Source organism: Dethiosulfatarculus sandiegensis (assembly GCF_000931935.2).
Taxonomy (GTDB): domain Bacteria; phylum Desulfobacterota; class Desulfarculia; order Desulfarculales; family Desulfarculaceae; genus Dethiosulfatarculus; species Dethiosulfatarculus sandiegensis.
Map to the genome: position 1 here is coordinate 1 of NZ_AZAC01000027.1, position 18,163 is coordinate 18,163.

At 48.6% G+C, this 18,163-nt stretch carries 12 protein-coding genes; 1 reads left to right on the forward strand and 11 read right to left on the reverse strand.

Annotated elements, in window-relative coordinates:
* Window positions 1-431, forward strand: a 431-nt coding sequence (locus X474_RS16050) for an IS256 family transposase (protein WP_044350327.1), incomplete at its 5' end; no start/stop codon positions are given.
* A 409-nt stretch (window positions 432-840) separates the two neighbouring features.
* On the opposite strand, the gene X474_RS16055 is transcribed toward X474_RS16050, so the two are convergent.
* The 11 genes from X474_RS16055 to X474_RS16105 form a co-directional block, all read right to left on the reverse strand.
* Complete coding sequence (locus X474_RS16055) at window positions 841-4,020, reverse strand: glycosyltransferase family 2 protein (protein WP_156360800.1); 3,180 nt, start codon at window positions 4,018-4,020, stop codon at window positions 841-843.
* A gap of 12 nt (window positions 4,021-4,032) precedes the next feature.
* Window positions 4,033-4,824, reverse strand: coding sequence for a class I SAM-dependent methyltransferase (locus X474_RS16060; RefSeq protein WP_156360801.1), 792 nt, complete (start codon window positions 4,822-4,824; stop codon window positions 4,033-4,035).
* Window positions 4,825-4,842: 18 nt separating this feature from the next.
* Window positions 4,843-7,884: a radical SAM protein gene (locus X474_RS16065; protein WP_044350331.1), complete on the reverse strand. Its 3,042-nt coding sequence runs from the start codon at window positions 7,882-7,884 to the stop codon at window positions 4,843-4,845.
* Window positions 7,885-7,940: 56 nt separating this feature from the next.
* The gene (locus tag X474_RS16070) at window positions 7,941-8,765 is read right to left on the reverse strand and encodes a class I SAM-dependent methyltransferase (protein WP_044350332.1); all 825 of its coding nucleotides are present in this window, start codon (window positions 8,763-8,765) and stop codon (window positions 7,941-7,943) included.
* Window positions 8,750-10,147 carry a UDP-glucose dehydrogenase family protein gene (locus X474_RS16075; RefSeq protein WP_044350334.1) on the reverse strand — a complete coding sequence of 466 codons (1,398 nt, stop codon included), beginning with the start codon at window positions 10,145-10,147 and terminating at the stop codon, window positions 8,750-8,752. The genes X474_RS16070 and X474_RS16075 overlap by 16 nt, the downstream gene beginning before the upstream one ends.
* 520 nt (window positions 10,148-10,667) lie before the next feature.
* Entirely contained in the window at window positions 10,668-11,909 is a 1,242-nt protein-coding gene (locus X474_RS16080; RefSeq protein ID WP_044350336.1) for a radical SAM protein, read from the reverse strand.
* A gap of 720 nt (window positions 11,910-12,629) precedes the next feature.
* Entirely contained in the window at window positions 12,630-13,805 is a 1,176-nt protein-coding gene (locus tag X474_RS16085; protein ID WP_197282147.1) for an HD domain-containing phosphohydrolase, read from the reverse strand.
* A gap of 4 nt (window positions 13,806-13,809) precedes the next feature.
* Window positions 13,810-16,653, reverse strand: coding sequence for a response regulator (locus tag X474_RS16090; protein ID WP_052515297.1), 2,844 nt, complete (start codon window positions 16,651-16,653; stop codon window positions 13,810-13,812).
* Between the two features lie 3 nt (window positions 16,654-16,656).
* Window positions 16,657-17,238 (reverse strand): SpoIIE family protein phosphatase, encoded by a 582-nt coding sequence (locus tag X474_RS16095; protein ID WP_044350338.1) that lies wholly within the window; start codon window positions 17,236-17,238, stop codon window positions 16,657-16,659.
* The gene (locus tag X474_RS16100) at window positions 17,238-17,657 is read right to left on the reverse strand and encodes an anti-sigma regulatory factor (RefSeq protein WP_197282148.1); all 420 of its coding nucleotides are present in this window, start codon (window positions 17,655-17,657) and stop codon (window positions 17,238-17,240) included. Before X474_RS16100 ends, X474_RS16095 begins: the two co-directional genes overlap by 1 nt.
* Window positions 17,632-18,105 carry an STAS domain-containing protein gene (locus X474_RS16105; RefSeq protein WP_044350342.1) on the reverse strand — a complete coding sequence of 158 codons (474 nt, stop codon included), beginning with the start codon at window positions 18,103-18,105 and terminating at the stop codon, window positions 17,632-17,634. Before X474_RS16105 ends, X474_RS16100 begins: the two co-directional genes overlap by 26 nt.
* Between the last annotated feature and the right edge of the window lie 58 nt (window positions 18,106-18,163).

Consider the following 18,163-nt stretch of genomic DNA (forward strand, 5'->3'; position numbering starts at 1 on the left):
ACCGCAATGTCTTCAGCCAGGTGCCCAGGGGTAAAGTGGCCGAGGTTTCTCGCATGCTAAAGGCCATACACGCCCAGGAAGACCTGGCGGCGGCAAGGGAAAAGGCCCGGGCCGTGGTGGAAAAGCTGAGGGTTATGAAGCTGAAAGCTGCTGCCGATTTGGTGGCTAAAAATATTGACCAGACCCTTACCTATTACCATTTTCCAAGTAAGCACTGGCTTCGTATCCGCACGAACAACCCCATGGAGCGCATTATCCGGGAGATACGAAGACGAACTAAGGTTGTTGGGGCATTCCCTGATGGCGAAAGTGCTCTCATGCTGGTGGCGGCAAGGCTAAGGCATGTCGCCTCGACCAAATGGGGAACCAGAAAATACCTGAATATGGATTCATTGAGGTTGCAAGAGCAAACTGAGGCTCTTGCCGGTTAAACGTGTCGGAGACTGCTGCTAAAAATAAAAGCGAAAGATTATTGACACTACCCTAATCCGTTGAGCAGCCACGGGTCAAAATATACCCTGTGCGCGTGTGCCCGGGCCTTAGGAAGGCTGTGAGTGGTTACGATTCCCGTTAATTTCCGCCAAGGTAGGTTTAAAGAGGGGGCTTTGTAGGAAATATACAGTACGTTACGTTTGATCAAAGAACTCGGTTGTTTCCCGGTTTTCGGCATTCTAGGGTTTTTGCCCGGTAACCTTTCCTGCACCTTGGTATTGAGTTCTAAATCTGTCTGTATGAATCATTCAATAACTAAGTTTGAGTTCAATTGACCGAAAATATTTAAAATCAGCGAAGTTAAATTGGATGGTTTACCCCGTTGTTAGCTCAATATTCTCGGAGATATTACGATTGTCCATTTGACTTTATTTGTTCTATTCGCCTGATGATATCCAGGGAGCCATGGTGATTGGGCTGTTGGGAGATTTCGGTTTTGGCCTCTTGTTCGGCTTCTGAATAACGCCCCAGATTGAACAGGGCCACAGCCCTTACATAATAAAAATCATTGATCTTGAACCGAATATTTTGATCTATGATTTCCTTTGCCTGGTCCAGGCTTCTCAGTCCTTCCAAGGCTTCATTGCGGTTGATCATATCCGTAGCCGTGCTCAAGAGCTTAATTACTTTTTGACCCGCCCTGGGAGGTCTGCCATTAACATCATCAGACAGGCAAATTTTGTTATCAAGCATTACATGACTGGCTTCACTTGTGGTTCCGTATATTACTTTCATCCCGGCCATTTCACGGTTGCGTGCAGCCTCCCGGCCATTCCATACTTCATTTCTACCTCCTTTTACATGCAAGTAATCATGGCTTTGATGTATTGCCGTGATAACTTCGCTGCAATCCACGACCGGTAATCCCAGGTCCAGGGGCTCCGCCACCAGCCAGTTGTCCCAAGCGGTGCGGCCAACTGCGAACGGAGGTATCATAGGCCATAGGCCCTTGCTGAAAATAAAGTAATCAATGCCGGTAGTCTCATGTAACTCACCCGACTTCTTTAACTGATTTCGCAGAGTTTTCTGCCAGTCCGCCTGGCTGAAATCCAAAACCTTATTTAGGGAGAAATCCCAACGACGCCCAATCAATAAGTACTTTGAGAAGAGAGCGGCTGCCCGGTTGGCGGCTGTTATAAAATCGTCCATTATGATTACATCTGTATTGACAAAAGCCAGATGTTTCCCTTTCACCAACTCTTCTGCCCTGCCAAAAATCTCATTGATCAATGGGGTTCCGTATTCGTTGCACTTCACATCCGGCTCGTGGATCAAACCATACTTATGAGCGATTTCCGCAACCCCTTTTTCATTACCAAACAAAATTATTTTGGGCCTGGGGTTGAGGTGCAGCCAACTGTTTATCGCGTTGTTTTGGATGACGGCGGTGTGACCTGTAAAAGCCTTGGGAATTGTGAAGATAGTGAAATCGGATATTGTGTCCGGCGAAGCTGTTTTGTCCTCCTGCTCCTGTATATTCTGGGTGGTTAACTGTGCAGGACTCAATGGTTTTTCAGCCTGAGTGGTTTTCTGATTATGCTTTGATGCGTGGGCTTTTGGGGAGGCGCTTAAATGGCCTGGTGTATATTCCGGTAAATTTTCCCCGCCAAATCCCCAATCTTTTTTATTGGGAGTGATTGCCTGGTTGCGCTCCACCATGGCGCGGCACCAGGGGACATAATCCTTTTCAAAGTCCAGGCTGGGAAGATGCTTAGCCGGTTCTTTATCCAAAGCCCATCCCATGGAATGTTCTATGTGATAAATGCGCATGGGATCCTGCAATACCACTTGCTTAAGCCCGGCAGTGTGAGACATGAAGACAAAAATGCCATCCAGGTAGATCGACCAGAGTGGCAGCTCCGGGTAGCCCATCAGTGTGTGCCAGTGCTCCTTGGCCAGTAGGGTGAAATCACCACAGGCATTGGTATGCAATGGCCGGTTTTCCTGCTGGTGCATCCTGTGCACCCGGCTTTGGCAATACTCCATAAGTTGCTTGGAGTTTTGGAAATCGGGCAGTTCACGGTCAATTAAGTCATGGCGGTCCATGCGGTAGAAAAAGGCTTTGTTCAATTTCCGTTTGGCCAGAAAAGCCATTAATTCATCAGAAAAAATGAGGTCCAGATTAGTGGCCAGGATGAATTCGCCCTTAGCCCGTCTGATGCCCACATTTTTGGCAATCATCTGATAGAATCTGATTTTATCGTGGCTTTCCAGCCGGTTGTGTAATCTTGGCGGCACCTGGATCAGACGTGATTGGAAATACTCACTGTCTTGGGGCCAATCAAGAACCTCGGCAAGGCTCTGAGTTTCCTCGGGTGGATTCCATTCCACAAAGACCAGCTCGGTATTTAACTTGAACTGATTGCATTGATATGCCAACCAGTTAAGGAAAATTTGGGTGCGGTCGTTCAGGCCGCCTCCATGGTCGTCATTGCGCGAGGCCACAACCAGGCTGAGGTAGGGCGCATCAGATGATTTGACCGCCTGCCTTGATGCCCGGGGCTTTTCCTCCGCCATGTCGGCAGAGACCACGATTTCCTTTTCCGGTAGGTCCAATTGAGCCAGGCCCCAGTCAGGCGGGTTGACCAAGGGTGCCTTTTTCGTTTCAGTTATTTGACGGATCGCGGCTTCAGCCTGTTGGTTGCTTATAAAGGGGATCTGTTTTTGGCTGAGTTTTTGGTAGAGCCCGTTACTGCGGTCCTTTTCCGGCTTCCATCCTGATTCGTGGTCAATGTGAAAAATAACCAAGGGTGGTTGAAAGGCATGCTCAACAATGCCGTTGTAATGGCTGTTATAGCAAAATAGGGAATCCAGGTGCATTGAAAACATGTCGTATTCAGGGTATGCCCTGAGCTTGAACCAATCATTTTTGTGCAGCAGGGTAAAGTCTCCGCAGGCGTTGGTGTGCAGGCGGAGGTTTTTTTTGTAATAGGGGTTTTGGGCTAATTCCTGAGGGCTTACAATATATATACTCTCGCCGCTTTTCAGCATTTTAGTCTGGTAGCGTTCACAATGCCTGATCACATTTTTACTGCAATAGGCGAGAAGTTTGTTTAGATCTGCGCTCATTGGGATGCTGGAATCAATGTCCCAGCGGTCACATCGATACATATGGCCGGGTGATAAAGAAGCAGAGGCGAAATATTCAAACACCTCGTCCGGGAATATGACATCTATGTTGGTAGCTAATACGAATTCACCTTTTGCCCGTCTGATTCCCACGTTCTTGGCAATCATCTGATACAGGGGCAGTTTGTCATGGTTTGTATATCTGCGGTGCACCTCATTGCCTACGGTTATGATTCTAACCGAGCTGTATTGGGATAAAGCGGACCAATCAAAGATATCAGCCAACCCCGGGCGATCCGCCGGTGGGTTCCACTCCACCATTATTAATTCGGTCGGAAGTTTATGCCGTTTTGCCTGTGCCAATAGCGCATGTATGAAAATTTGGGTGCGTTCTTTGAGTCTGCTTCCATGGTCATCATTGCGCGAGGTTACCACAACACTCAAATAAGGTGATGGCATGGTTTTGACTTCCTATTTCCTTATGCCGGCCAGAATCCAGCTGGGATTGATCCAAAATAAAGGGGACACCTCTTGGTTAAGGAATTCCCAGTTATTCACCAATGCACTGGTGACGCCTTTCACCACTTCAAACTTTTCCATCACCGGTGGGCAGAAGTCGTGCCACATTATCAAGCCGCCTGGCCGGACCAACTCAAAGGCTTTTTGGGTGTCGCTTATAACCACTTCAGCTTTATGGCTGCCGTCAATCAGCGCTGAATCAAAAAAACCGGGCTGAAATGCGCTATGGTCCCATTCACGGCTGTCACAGTATATCTGGTTGACCCGGTTTCCCAATCCCGCCTCCAGGTACAGCCTGCCGATGAACCCGACACTGTCGGTGCTTTGAACCGCCTTCGGGATTATGCCTATTCTTTCCAGCCATTTTTGAATTTGTGGGATCTGTTCCCGGTTGTACGAATAGGCGGCCCTATCCTGCTCTTTTTTCTCGCCAAACGGCAGGTTGATCGTCCAAACGGTGGCTTCGGATTCCTCCAGGCAATACACAACCCCCTGACCCTGCCAGGTTCCGAATTCCAGATGCCGTTTGGGCCTATGATTGGAGTAGAGATAGCGAAATATGGGTGAATCGTCCTTTTCCATATTCCATTTATCCAGGGGAGTGTTGAGGGAGGCGCCAGGGTATGCTATCTCCTGTGAGTAGCCTAATACCTTGTGGATTCGCTCAACAGGAACGACCATTAATTTGGGTTCTATATGTGACTCTGAAGTCAATGGTTTGGCTGAAGATAAATTGGGCTTCACTTTACAAAACTCCCCATATTATCCGGGAAAATTTTCATCGGATAAATATCCCCATTCACTAAGCAGCGGTTTAAAACGTTTGTTTATGTCCCCAAGTACTTCAGATGAAAGAGTTTCATTATAGTAACCATGCCCCCCTCTTCTGAAAAATGAGCTGGTATTTGTCTGAAATTCTTGGATTTCAGTACCTGATTCCTTTAATTCTTCCAAAAACTTATCATTGATTGCGTCAAAAATTGCCTTTCGGGAAGCCGGTAATCCCATCTCATTTAACAGGCGGCTAAGCTCATAGGCGGTGTTGTCGTACAAATTCTCATAACGAATAAACGGCAGCTTTAACTGCTTTGATGCCTCAAAATGCTGGTACCATAATTCGTCGAAATTTCTTTTCTTCAGATAATATTCAAAGTAAAAATCATCAATGTTGTTAAATCCTCCATTTTTATCAACCTGATTTTTAAAATAGTCAGAAAGTTGATAATGATAAAAGGAAGAAACGGCATCTCTTATATCGCGTACTAAGAAACAAGCGTGAGAAATCTTAAATTTATTCACTATGTCTCTTAGCGGTTCATTGAATTTAACAATAGCGGACTTCCCGGAATTGCCGTTTGATAACTGGGAGGGATGGGCAGCAGTAATGCCTAAAACATTTGAGAGGATCAACTGCAGCCAAGTCGATCCGGTTTGAGGAGGTGCACAGATGGAAACTATATTTATTCGATTGTTTATGCTTTGGGGTTTTGCATGATTTGTTGACGGTCTATTTTCCACCGGCTTGATAGCTGGTTCTGATCCACCAAATAAATGTTCCCTAAATGGATCGGAAACCGTTTCATCGGTTATCCTGGAATACAAAAACAACTTGGGATTAGCTCGGCCAATACAACCTTCACATGCCTTTGAAACAGTTTCTTCTTTCATGCGTCGACGGTACTCAATATATTCAGGGTCAAACCATATATCAAGAAATGGCCGATCTATGGCATTACCGGCGATATAGGTGTCCTTTAATATATACCAACATGGGATAACCTCACCACCGCAACCTATGTGAACAGTCTTTGTGTTTGGGCATAGTCCCGGTTGCCTGTCCTTGATCAATTTACCTTGATTGTCCAAGCGGTGATAACTGAAATGATGATCCGGAATGAGATATTCCTGAATCATTTTATTCTCAAATTCCTCACCTTCTCCCGGCCACACCAGGATAGGCTTGAGTCTGGCGCCATCAGCCCCTAATTTTTTGGCCTCATGCCAAAAATCACCGGCTTCGTCTATGTTCTTTTTACTGACTACCATTTGTACGTTGACTATAGGTAGGGAAAGGCCCAGTTTTTTCTTTTGTTCGACTAAATACCTAACATTTTCATAGAGGGTGTCTAAGTTGCCATTGATTCTGATGTCTTTGTATTTACTTGGTTTAAAGCTGTCAAAGGCAAGTAGCAGTTCATTTGGTTGGGCTTCAAGTATCTTATCGGCTCTATCCTTGTTCAATAGAAATGCGTTGGATGTTACGGTGCAGTGAACATTGGTTTTTCTTGTTTCTTTGATGATTTGATATAAGTCCTTATTCATCAAAGGCTCGCCGCCTGTAAACTCCACTTCTGTTGTGAACGGCTCTATGCCCCGCCATAACTTCACAAAATCATTGAAGGACATCATCGACTTGCGCCGATATTTATGCAGTTCATGCAATGTGCAAAAACCACATTTATAAGGGCAAACAGCTGCTACTTCAATGTTTGCCTTTATCGGTGCGTTTATTAACACTTGAACCAGTTTTTTAGCCAACTGCCGTAAAGGGATCTGATTGTTGTCATGAAGATATCTTAGTGCGATATTCTTTAGATAATTCGCAAGTTGCGGTACATGATTAATAATGTCATCCGGTGATTTAAACTTAGTCAAAAAATTATTTATTTGCTCAGACGTGAATCGATTCGTTTGTACATTGGCTCCTGTAGGGGCCGGTTTTTCTGTCCGGGATGTCTTTGGTTCTGTCTTTTGGGTGAAACTGTTACCGGTTCCGGCCTGGTTTTGCCGGGCCTGTTGGCTGACAGCCCTTTCAACTTGAACGATTTTATTTGAGTCAATGACTTGATATCCTTTTTGCTTAAGATCATGCAAGAAATTTAAGACGGAATTCACCCCAAGTCTTGGACTTTCCCCATTACATATGGCGCTGAAGCGATCTACTTCATCCGTAACACCATTAATGCCAAATACGAACATAATATCGCCAAGGCATTGGTTTGAGGGGCAGGGTTCTGCTTTTTTGATTCCGTTTCCAAAGAAAGTATTGTTTAGGTCGCGGGGAAAAGCGCTGGTATGGCAACATGGAATTGCCTGCCTATCACCTTGCATATTAAAAACGACAAAGTCATTGGCAGCCCGGCAATTGATATTTCTAGAATATATTCCATTAAAAAATTGGAGGCCATGTACATTCAAAGTCACCATGTTGAGGAATTCAAGCAATTCATCCATGCTATATTGTTGCGGTAATCTCCGTTGGTTCCAGTTGCCTTGTAACAGAGTCACCTGGGTTCCGATCCCGGCGTCCCGCAATATCTGCATGTTGTTTTTAATGGTTGTTATTTCCTCCGGGGCTCCTACGTATTTTACAAAATTGGGGATGCCTTTCTGTTTTAACAGGGCAACCCGCTGCATAATATAATCCAGTTTGATGCCGGTTAAAAAGTGATGGCTTATATTTACGAACCCCAAATGGTCGGGATTCCAGGTATTCAGCATCTTCTCCAGCTTGGCCATGGGTATGCAAATATTGGTATCCAGCGAAAAAATATGACCATATCTCCCGCCATAGCTGATCACGTCTTCTAAACCGGGATGCACCAGAGGTTCTCCACCGCTTAAATAGAAATGAGTGGGCGGAATTTGTTCCAGCAGTGAATAGAGGTTCTTATCCTGATATAGATTGTCGCCTATTTGATCTGTCCGGTTGGTTCTCTGCGTACAATAGGGACAGCTGAGATTGCAATAAACTGATCCAAATAAATGCATCCACGGCATTTGGGCTATTTTTCTGAATTTCATTTCGGACCACTCCTTTAATATTCATAAAACGCGGTAACAACAAAAAACACGGGCTATCAGATGGAGTTCCGAACAGCCTCAACACACAAATGCCATCCCAGACGCTCTTCCAAGCACCTGAATACACCATCCGGCAGGAGCCTGAAATACCAAACCTTTTTATACTCACCGCGTTTATATTCCGGGATCGAATATGGGAATATATGCTCTACTTTGGCCTCTTTAATGTTGAAACCGTTCAGTAGGGTTTTTATGGTGGTTTTTGAATAGGAATAGGTGACAGGGCAGCCGGTTTGTGCTTCGGAATACCTGGCTATGAGTTCATCTAATTTCCAATACTCACCCTTGCCGTATTTAATCAAAATCCAAAGGACCTTCCAAGAAAGCCGGTTATAAACCATGATTTTGAAAGTGCCATTTTCGCTTAAATATTTTTTAATCTGCCGGATAACATTTTCCGGGTGTGGGGTGTGATGAATTACCCCGAACGAGTAGACCAGGTCGTACTCCTCCACTGGGACAACATTGCTGAGCTGTTCTGCATCGGCCTGATAAAATTTTATATCCAGGCCCAAAACTTCGGCGCGTTTTCTGGCGAGAGACAGGGATTCTTCTGATAAATCGACCGCCGTAACCTTGGCCCCGGCCCGGGCGAAGTTCATAGTGTCTGTGCCTATGCCGCAGCCGATCTCCAGCACCTTTTTGCCTTTCCAGCGCTTAAACTCGGCGAATTCGGGGATGTGAGGCTCGACAAAATATTTTTTAGCCTCCACTTCATTGAAATATTTCAAAGTGCCCACCGGGCTGGGGGAGTGCCGGATATTACAGGGGCGCGCGTTCCAATAGGTTTTGACCTGTTCCAAAGTTACTTCATTGAACATGGCGACTCTCCATTTTTATCCTGGCTGCAATCGGCGGCAGGTCCTATTCCCCACGCCTGGTAGCTGAATCCCCTTGGGGGCGAACTGCGCATAGCCCGCCAGCAATCCAACAATAAAGGCCTCTCCCGGCTTAAGTCCGCAGCCCGCTCCCAATCAAGTTTGGTGAATTCCGGCCAGTTGGTGGCCAAGATGACAGCCGAGGCCTTTTTAAAGCAATCCATGGGATCAGGGCAGAAGTCCATGCCGGGTGTCAAGACTTTGGCGGCTTCATCAAGAGCCATGGGATCATGGACCGCGACATCATAGCCCAGTTCACTAAGTCTATTCGCAATATCAATAGATTGTGACCTTTCAACTATCTGGGTCTGCGGTTTGTATGAAAGGCCCAGTATGGCCACACGCTCACCCGGTGCTACTTTTTGTTTGATAATGTCGCTCAGCTCGTCAACCACGGAATTATTCGCCGCGACCACGCTGGTGCTGATGCTCAGTTTTTTTTGGAATTCATTGGCTGATTTTTGAAAGGCCAGATTATCACGAGGAAAACAAGGCCCCCCGAAGCCCAAGCCACCGGAAATGTATTTATTTCCTATCCTGGTGTCGGCTCCCAAGGCATCCGTGATGGTGTCAATGTCCGCTCCCGGTATGGCCGAACACAAGGCGGACAGCTCGTTGGCAAACGATATTTTCATGGTGACAAAGCAATTGAGGCTCAACTTGCTAATCTCTGCGTTTATAAGCGACATACAGGCGATTTTGGGGTTGGAGCGGCAAGTGCGTTCATATACCTGGGAAACCATGTGTCCGCTGACCTGGTCTGAGCAGCCGATAAGCACCAAATCCGGGTTGAGGAAGTTTTGGATAACCGAACCAAGAGCAATGAACTCCGGATTGTAGGCCAAACCAAAACCCTGTCCGCATTTTTTGCCGGACAGATTTTCGAGAAGAGGCAGAAAGCTGCTTTCGCTGGATCCCGGCATGACAGTGGAAATTACATCCACTACCTTGTAATCATAGTTTTGTTTAAGAGCCGGTCCGATTTCGGCAAGCACCTTTTCAATAAATGAGTTGTCAAAACGGCCATCAGGTCCGCTGGGTGTTGGTACGATTATGAAAATGACCTGTGCATTGTTAACGGCTTGTTCTGTGCTGGCAGCCAGGCGTAAATTGGGCCAGGCCTCAGGCATCAGCTTTTCTAAGTCTGTTTCCCGAATCGGCAAACGTCTTGAAGCAAGCTCCTGCATCACTTCCGCATTGGCGTCGTAGCCCCAGACTTCAAATCCGGCCCCGGCAAAGCAGGCCGCTGTGCACAGCCCCAATTTGCCCAAACCAATAACCGACACCCTTTGAATTGTTGGGAAATCCGATTGATTTTCTGACATTATCTTAAGTCCTCTGAACACCGGTTAATCAACATGAAGCACGAGCCGTTTTTTGTCTTTTTTATGGAGCCGGTTGGCACAAGAGTTTAATGAGCGTATGTATTGCCCTTTTGTATTCCATAAAGACCCTTTGGGTTTACTATCCAAAATCCCCCATCTTTCATCGATGCTTAGGCCGGATGGGTTTATATGAAAAACTACATTGGCCGACCTTCTGTTCATTGCTGGCACATGTTAAATATTTATGGTGCTTATTACTCATGGGAAGTTTAGAAGTATTAACGGAAACTTCCGGCTAAGTAGATAACTTTTTAAATATATCCAATGCCTTAAGATGATTGGATGAAGCCTTGTTGTTTGGTGGGCAGTTTTCGCTCTCTCCTGTTTAACGCCAACAGCCAATCTCTTATAATGTGTTTCATGAATAATGGTGTTCTTTTTTATAAGGAGCCTTTTGTTCCACTCCTGTTGCAGCCATGCTTTTTTCAGGTTTTAAATCAGATATAACCATTTGATTTGACTATATGAACTTGTAAGTCATCGCATCATTTAAAATGACCTGCTCATAAATTTCGTTATGGGGCTGATAAGTGCAGCGGGGGCATTCGCTGGCCACATCGATTTGGTCATGGATCGCCCAGTGATTAGAGCTGCCCCACCATTTTTTGATCTTTTCAAAATCATCTTCGTTTTTAATCAGCTCCAGTTTTTCCGACCCCCGCCTGTCGCAACAAAGGCCCATGGTAAAGGCATCGTCAGCCTTGCAATCATCACTGGGCGGCATGAAAACCGCTGTCATAAAAATTGCGTAGCAATTGGAAAAATAGTTCGCGATAGAGAACTGGGAGTTGAACTTGTGAGTGATGCCGTAAACGCCAAAAGTATCGTCATCCAACTCCTGGGCCATGGCGACCTGTTCTTTAAAGTGCTCAATATCCTGTTTGCTGAAATTGATCTCATCGGCGGTGCCGATTTTATCCCAGGTTGTGCCGGCAGGCCTGAAATGTATGTTGCGGCAGCCTATATCTTTAGCCAGTTTTGCGGCCTGGTATATCTCACCGATATTTTTTTTGTTATATAAAAGGTACTTATAACTTACCCCATAGGCGGGGTGGGGCTTGCCCAAGGTAGTGAAGTGACGCTTGGAATAGTCGACCAGCACCGAAATATTATGGATTATTTTTTCGAAAGCCCCGGAATTCTTTGGCAGGCCCTTAAGGGTGCTGAAAGTGCCTGGTGATCCGGCATCCACCGAAACTCCCACCCAGGTGCATTGAGAAAGGCTGTCAATTGCCGAGCTGATGTTTAAGCCGTTTGTGACTATGCCAACCTGGATATCGTTTGCCACCAGGCGGTCAATGAACTGTGGTGTGCCCGGGTTAAGAAGAGGCTCGCCGCCGCCGGCAATACAGACAGCCTCTACTCCATAACCGTTTGGGTCATTTCTATGACGCCAACCGCCCAGAAAGTCTGCCAGGTTGTTCATGGCTTGCGCTGATAACGAATTGTGCCTGATCTTGCGGATATATTCCGCGTTGCACCACACACATTTCAGGTTGCAGACATTAGTGGGATCGACAGTAACCAGCACAGGAGGTGGAACTTCGCGATTTCGCTTGATTTCCGCCCACCTTGTAACATGACTCAACAACTTGTGGCTGTTAAATGGATTCCAGCGTTTTGCCGGGGTCCATTCCAGTTGCTTGGAGGGAGTCTTTTCTTTAGCTTTTTTGGGCTCTGCCAAAGTCAGGGCGGCTTCCATCGGGCTTCTCCTCTTATCTTTAGGTCCCGCCTGTTGGGTGTAATCCGGGTTTATCTGGCGTATTTTAAAGCAACTTGCATGCCAATAAGATGAAGTTGATGGCTTGTTATTTGTATGATCCTTTAGGGGATGTATTAGGGGGACAAGGCCACAATCAATACTTGTAAGGTTAAGCAGCTTAGATTACGCACTAATTAAGATGGTGAATTAAAAACTGAGTGAGCATGAACCGGTGCTCGCTTCTAAAATAGACGGAACAAGCAAAACATGCAGAATTGTTTAAAGGGGAATTTTTTTCCGGAGCTCATATCGAATTGTTTGGGAAGTGTCAAAGATTGTACTATCCTTGGTGAATGACTCGTGAATACCGGATCTGCCACGCATGCTGAATATTGTTCGAATCATTGAGTTTGTTTTGGGTCTGCCATCTTGCCCCAAATTTTGATAACTCGATAAAAGGATTGGGTTTAATTACGGTTTTTTATCTTAATATTCATCCCCGGTTTTTGTGGGGTCAGCCGCTGGCCGGAGAGGATTTAGTCAATTGTCAGGCGCAGTAAAGATTCCCCAAAAGCATCTGGGCTGAGAACAAACCTTTAAGGCCGGATTGTTCAATTCAGACCGGCGCGCCTTTGCTCTGGCCGATTTGTGAGGCGGTGATATCCCGATGTGTCCGGGCCCGAATAACGGGTCGGTATCTTTTAGGGCATCCTCCCATGGTCAGGGGCTGGCGGGGCCTTGGCGCTTGGCATTTTGGGGGGGCCACTCCCGGGAGTCCGGCATTGGTGGTTTTTGCTCGGGGTCTGCGAATCGGTTGGCGATGGCTTGGAACTCATTCTGAACGGCCAGAAAGGCCTCCACCAGAACAGGGTCAAAGTGGGACCCGATTTGTTGGGTGATGATATCCGCTGCCTGGTCGTGAGTGCTCGGCTGCTTGTAGGCCCGTTTGGAGATCAAGGCGTCGTATACGTCTGCCAAGGCCATGATGCGACCGGATAGGGGGATCTCCTCACCGGCCAGTCCCCGGGGGTAACCGCTTCCGTCCCATCTTTCGTGATGGGTATGGGCGATGTCTTTGGCATGCACTAAAAATGAGGGGATGTTCTTGTCCAGAAACAGTTTTTCGCTGTTCTCCAGGGTTCGGCGCCCCAGTTCGCAGTGGCCTTGCATGATCGCGAATTCCCGCTGGGTCAGCGGGCCCGGCTTGAACAGTATGGCGTCCGGCACGCCCACCTTGCCGATGTCGTGCAAAGGGGCTGATTTGAAAAAGAGTCGGATCATATCCAGGTCCAGCTGGCCGGTGTAAGGCGAATTGCTTAAGAGCCGCTTGGCCAGGGTGTCCACATAGAACTGAGTGCGCAGAATATGCCCGCCGGTCTCGTCGTCCCTGGTCTCGCACAGTGTGGTCAGGCTGTGGATGATCACATCCTGGGTGAGCAAGAGCTCCCGGGTCCGCTCCTGCACTTTTTCCTCCAGGATCTCGTTTTGTTGCTTTTGTTCGCGGCTGGCCAGCACCAGGGATAGGTGAGTCTTGAGGCGGGCCTGCACCTCCAACACTTCAAAGGGTTTGGTGATATAGTCCACCGCCCCGAGTTTAAACCCCCTGGTTTTGTCCCCGACCTCACTCATGGCGGTCAGGAATATAACCGGAATTCCGGCTGTGGTCGCTTCAGCTTTGAGCCGTCGGCAGACCTCGTAGCCATCCAGCCCGGGCATGAGAATGTCCAAAAGGATCAAATCCGGTGGTGATTCATAAATCGCCTCCAGGGCTGCATGCCCGTCCATGGCCACCGAGACATCATAATCATCGCCCAGCGCATCCACCATTATGTCCACATTGGCCTCGCTGTCATCCACAACCAGCACTTTACAACCCCTTAGATCCTTGATTGGCATATTGTTATTCCTTCAATTTTTCCAGAAGCGCTTCGGCCAGGGGCAGGGCCTTTTTGAACTTGTATTTACCTATGAACTTGCCCAGGTCGGAGAACTCAACACAGTGCTCCGGCGACCATCCCATTTCCTTGAGTCGGTCGAAACTCTCCTTGCAGGGTTTGGGTTTTTTGGCCCGCAGATGGGGCAGCATCTCCTCCAGGGCGGTGGCCAATTCCGCAGGCGATGCCGCCGCCTCGTCGGTTGCCGGTGCGGCCTGCGCGGCCTCGTTCGCTCCCAATGGACCCAGCGCTTGCACCAGGGCCTCCAACTCGGTGCCGAAGGTCTTCAGCAAAGAGGGCAGAGTGGCCTTTTGTCCCTCTTTCACCGCCGATTCAATTGTCGCGGCCACACATTGCAACTGCTTCGCGCCCACGTTTCCTGCCACACCCTTGATGCTGTGAGCCAAGCGTTCGGCCTCGGCCATCTTTCCCCTCTCAACCATGCAGGCGATCTCTCCCCTGGCTCCGGCGTATTCCTCACGAAATTTAACCAGGAGCTTGCGGTAGAGTTTTTCGTTTCCGCATACACGGTTAAGCCCTTCTTTCATATCCACGCCTGCAATGGCCTCGGGCAGGCCGGCTTCCGTCTCCTCCTGCGGGGTAGTGTCCCGGGTTGCCTGGGCCGCTCCGGGCGTAAAACCGCGCACCCCGGGTTTTATCCATCTCACCAGGGTGGAAAAAAGCTGCCCCACGTCGATGGGCTTGGCCACGTGGTCGTTCATACCGGCCTCCAGCGCTTTTTCGCGGTCGCCTGCCATTGCGTTGGCGGTCATGGCGATTATGGGCAGATCCGTGAATTGTTCATCCGCCCTTATGGCCCTGCTGGCGGTGTAGCCGTCCATCACCGGCATCTGAACGTCCATTAAAACCGCATGGTAGTCACTGGTCTTTATCGCCTCCAGTCCTTCCTGGCCGTTGTTGGCGATATCCACCCGCACTCCGGCCCCCTCCAGTATCTCCCTGGCCACCTGCTGGTTGATTTCATTGTCCTCCACTAAAAGCAGGTTGGCTCCGCGGATAGGATCAATTAATTCGGCGATTTTTTCTTTCCCGGTGGAGCGGCGGCGTCTGGTCACAGTCTTTCCAAAGGCATTCATAATGGCGTCGAAGAGAGACGAGGGGCTAACCGGTTTGATCAACAACCCGTCCAGCCCGTTTTTTTCCATGGCTCTTGCCGCCTCCTCATGGTCATAAGCCGTAACTAATATGATCTTGGGCGGATTTTCAGGGTCTGCGGCTCTATACAGCATCTCAGCCGTTTGAATTCCGTCCTTACCGGGCATCTTCCAGTCCAGAAGGATCAAATCAAAGGGGTGGTCGGTCAGGGCGGCTTTAAAGACCTCCAGGGCCTTGTCACCACTGGGGGCGTCTTCTACGTCCAAGGAAAACTCAGCCAGCATTTCTTCGAAAATCTTACGGGCGGTTTTGTTGTCATCCACCACCAGGGCCCGCATGCCGGTTAAATCCTGGGACAGCTTAAGGGGCTTTTCTTCCTTTTGTTCGCTTAAATTGAACTGGGCCGTAAATATAAAAGAGCTGCCGATCCCGACCTCGCTCTCCACCCAAATTTCGCCGTTCATCATCTCCACCAGCCTTTTGCTGATGGTCAGCCCCAGGCCGGTGCCGCCGTATTTGCGAGTGGTCGAGCTGTCGGCTTGGGTGAACGCCTTGAACAGCTTTGCGCTTTGCTCGGGAGTCATGCCTATTCCAGAATCACGCACCGTAAACTTCAGGTCCGCCTTTCCCGTTTTTTGTTTTACTAAGTCGGTGGATACAACAATTTCCCCACGTTCGGTGAATTTCACTGCATTGTTGCCCAGGTTCACCAGTATTTGGCTGAGGCGCAAGGGATCTCCCACCAGGTAATGCGGCACGTCGGCGCCCCAGTGAAAAAGGACTTCCAGGTCATCTTTTTCCTGGGCTTTCACTGTGATCATATTCGCCACGTTTTCCAGGGTCTCGTTCAGGTCGAAATCCACCTGTTCCATATCCATTTTGCCGGCTTCGATCTTGGAGAAATCTAAAATGTCGTTGATCAGGCCCAACAGCGATTTGGCGGAAACATCTATTTTTCGTAGGTAATCAATTTGCTTAGGGGTTAGATCTGTCTTGAGTGCCAGATGGGCCATTCCGATTATGGCGTTCATGGGTGTTCTGATTTCATGGCTCATATTGGCCAGGAAATCGCCTTTTGCCTTGGTGGCAGTCTGGGCGTCCCGCTTGGCCTTTTCCAGGTCTTCCAATAGATTCAACATGGCCCGCCGGGAACTGGCCAGTTCCTTTACCTGGATCTCGAGAGCCTCGCTGTTTCTTTCCGCCTCTTCCTTGGCAAGGCGGATTTCTTCTGCGGAAACCTCCAGTTCCTCGGTCTGCCTTTGCAGATCACGGAGCATTTCTTCCCTGGAGGGCTGGGCGAGCATTTTTTTCTGCTCTGTCAGGAAATTCGGTTCAAAATCCATTTGATCGTGACTAAATGATTTGAAAGCCCAGACAGTGGTGTCCCCATGCTCCGTATGCACCGTCTGTAATGAATCAAAGAAACGGCCGACCGTAAACGGCGGCTCGACCATGTAGCCATATTGAAAACCAAGCCCCAAGCCTGACAGCCCTTGGCTGTCGTTGAGGCTCACGTTGACTTCCACCTTTTGGTTTTGCTTGCTTCCGGCCCGGGCCATTTCGGAAAAAATGCTGGCCAGTCTGGTTGATTGCAGTGCTCCATATCCGATCGCTTCTGCCAAACGCAGAATTTTACCCCTGGCATCTTTTAAGGATTCCGCAGTGGAAATATGCAAAAGACCAAGCTCGGTCATTTTTTAGTTCCTCAAAACAAGGCAACAGGCGTCATCAGTGCCCTTGCCCAAGTGATGGATTATTTTTTTTGCGATGTCGCCTGCCGAGCCCGTCAAAAGGCCCGGATAATCCAGAAGATCAAAGTTTTCGCGCACACCGTCCGAAGTCAGCACCAGGGTGTCTCCCACGTGGAAATCCACCTTGAGCTCCTTTGGAGTTGGCGATCTAAAACCCAAGATGCCTCCCCTGGGCACGAATTTGTAAGCGCCGCCGCCGTATATGCGGGTGTTGATATTGCCCACACCCACATAGGAAAGTTGGCGGTTTTGCAGATTAACCCGACACATGGCGGCAACCGCTCCCCTGGTGCCCTTGAGGTGTTTGTGCAGCCTCCAGGTGAGGTCCACCAGGTTACTCTTGTAGTTCTCAGCCAGAAACTCTTCGGCCATTAAGGCCACCTGGTGGGCTTTATTCCCATGCCCCAAGACGTCGATCAGGGCCACAAAGGCCGTTTTGCCTCCTAACTTGATCACTCCTGTGTCTCCACAAGCGTCATCCGGCCCTTCCAAAGAGTATTTTTCCAGGTGAGCATCCAGTTGGGGCATCAGTTCCTCCATTTGAGTGCGGTAACCGTGGTCCCTACGCCTGGAGATGACTCAAGGCTGAACTCATCCATGATTCTTTTTACGCTGGGCAACCCAAGTCCCAGGCCGGCGCCTCCACTGAAATGATCTTGCATGGCCTGTTCAATATCATGAATCCCGGGGCCGGAATCCCGGGCGACCACCTCAATGCCCTCTCGCTCGCCTTCCATGATAATTCTTATGATCACTTGCCCGCGACCGGCATAACGCAAAATGTTGGTGGCCAGTTCCGAAACAGCCGAAGCTATCAAGAACTGCCGGTTTTTTTCAAAACCCATGTCGCGGGTAATGCTCCGAGCCGCGCTGACCGTAGTTGCGATGTCCGAAGGCTCAAACAGGTTGATCAAGGTCTCGTCAATAACCCGGGATCGATTCGTCAATCTGCCTCTCAATGGGGTCATTTTCCTCTTCCTGCGTATTATGATCCTCAAGATCTTCTTCTGTAGGATTTTCACTTTGGGAATCGCCGCGCAAAATCTCCAATCCGTCTTTCATGGTCAGGGCGGTTTCCAAGTCATCCAACTCTATATCCAGGTCCACCAGGGCCGAAGCAACGCCGGCCTGGAAACCCACAAAAACGGCTCTTTTCCCCAACAGCTTGATCATGCGGAAGGTCTGGGCCAGTAACCCGAAGAGCACCGAATCAAGCAATCGCACCCGGGAAACGTCCAGCACCACGCCGCTTAAGGGTATTTTTTCCACCTTGGCCAGCACCTGCTCCCGTAACATCTGAAGTTCACGATCATCCGGCTCAGCGTTAACCGAAGCAACCAGACAGTCATCCACCACATGCATGCCGTCGCCGTTATGGGAAATGACTTTCGACATATTGAGGGTTACTCTCCCGATTCTTCAGGTTTGAAAGGTGCAACCGCCAGGCCAAAGG

Bases quoted from the DNA above. Each gene is read 5' to 3' on its own strand.
- X474_RS16075 (WP_044350334.1), bottom strand. From the start codon at position 10,147: ATGTCAGAAAATCAATCGGATTTCCCAACAATTCAAAGGGTGTCGGTT.
- X474_RS16065 (WP_044350331.1), bottom strand. From the start codon at position 7,884: ATGAAATTCAGAAAAATAGCCCAAATGCCGTGGATGCATTTATTTGGA.
- X474_RS16095 (WP_044350338.1), bottom strand. From the start codon at position 17,238: ATGCCCCAACTGGATGCTCACCTGGAAAAATACTCTTTGGAAGGGCCG.
- X474_RS16105 (WP_044350342.1), bottom strand. From the start codon at position 18,105: ATGTCGAAAGTCATTTCCCATAACGGCGACGGCATGCATGTGGTGGAT.
- X474_RS16090 (WP_052515297.1), bottom strand. From the start codon at position 16,653: ATGACCGAGCTTGGTCTTTTGCATATTTCCACTGCGGAATCCTTAAAA.
- X474_RS16085 (WP_197282147.1), bottom strand. From the start codon at position 13,805: ATGCCAATCAAGGATCTAAGGGGTTGTAAAGTGCTGGTTGTGGATGAC.
- X474_RS16055 (WP_156360800.1), bottom strand. From the start codon at position 4,020: ATGCCATCACCTTATTTGAGTGTTGTGGTAACCTCGCGCAATGATGAC.
- X474_RS16080 (WP_044350336.1), bottom strand. From the start codon at position 11,909: ATGGAAGCCGCCCTGACTTTGGCAGAGCCCAAAAAAGCTAAAGAAAAG.
- X474_RS16070 (WP_044350332.1), bottom strand. From the start codon at position 8,765: ATGTTCAATGAAGTAACTTTGGAACAGGTCAAAACCTATTGGAACGCG.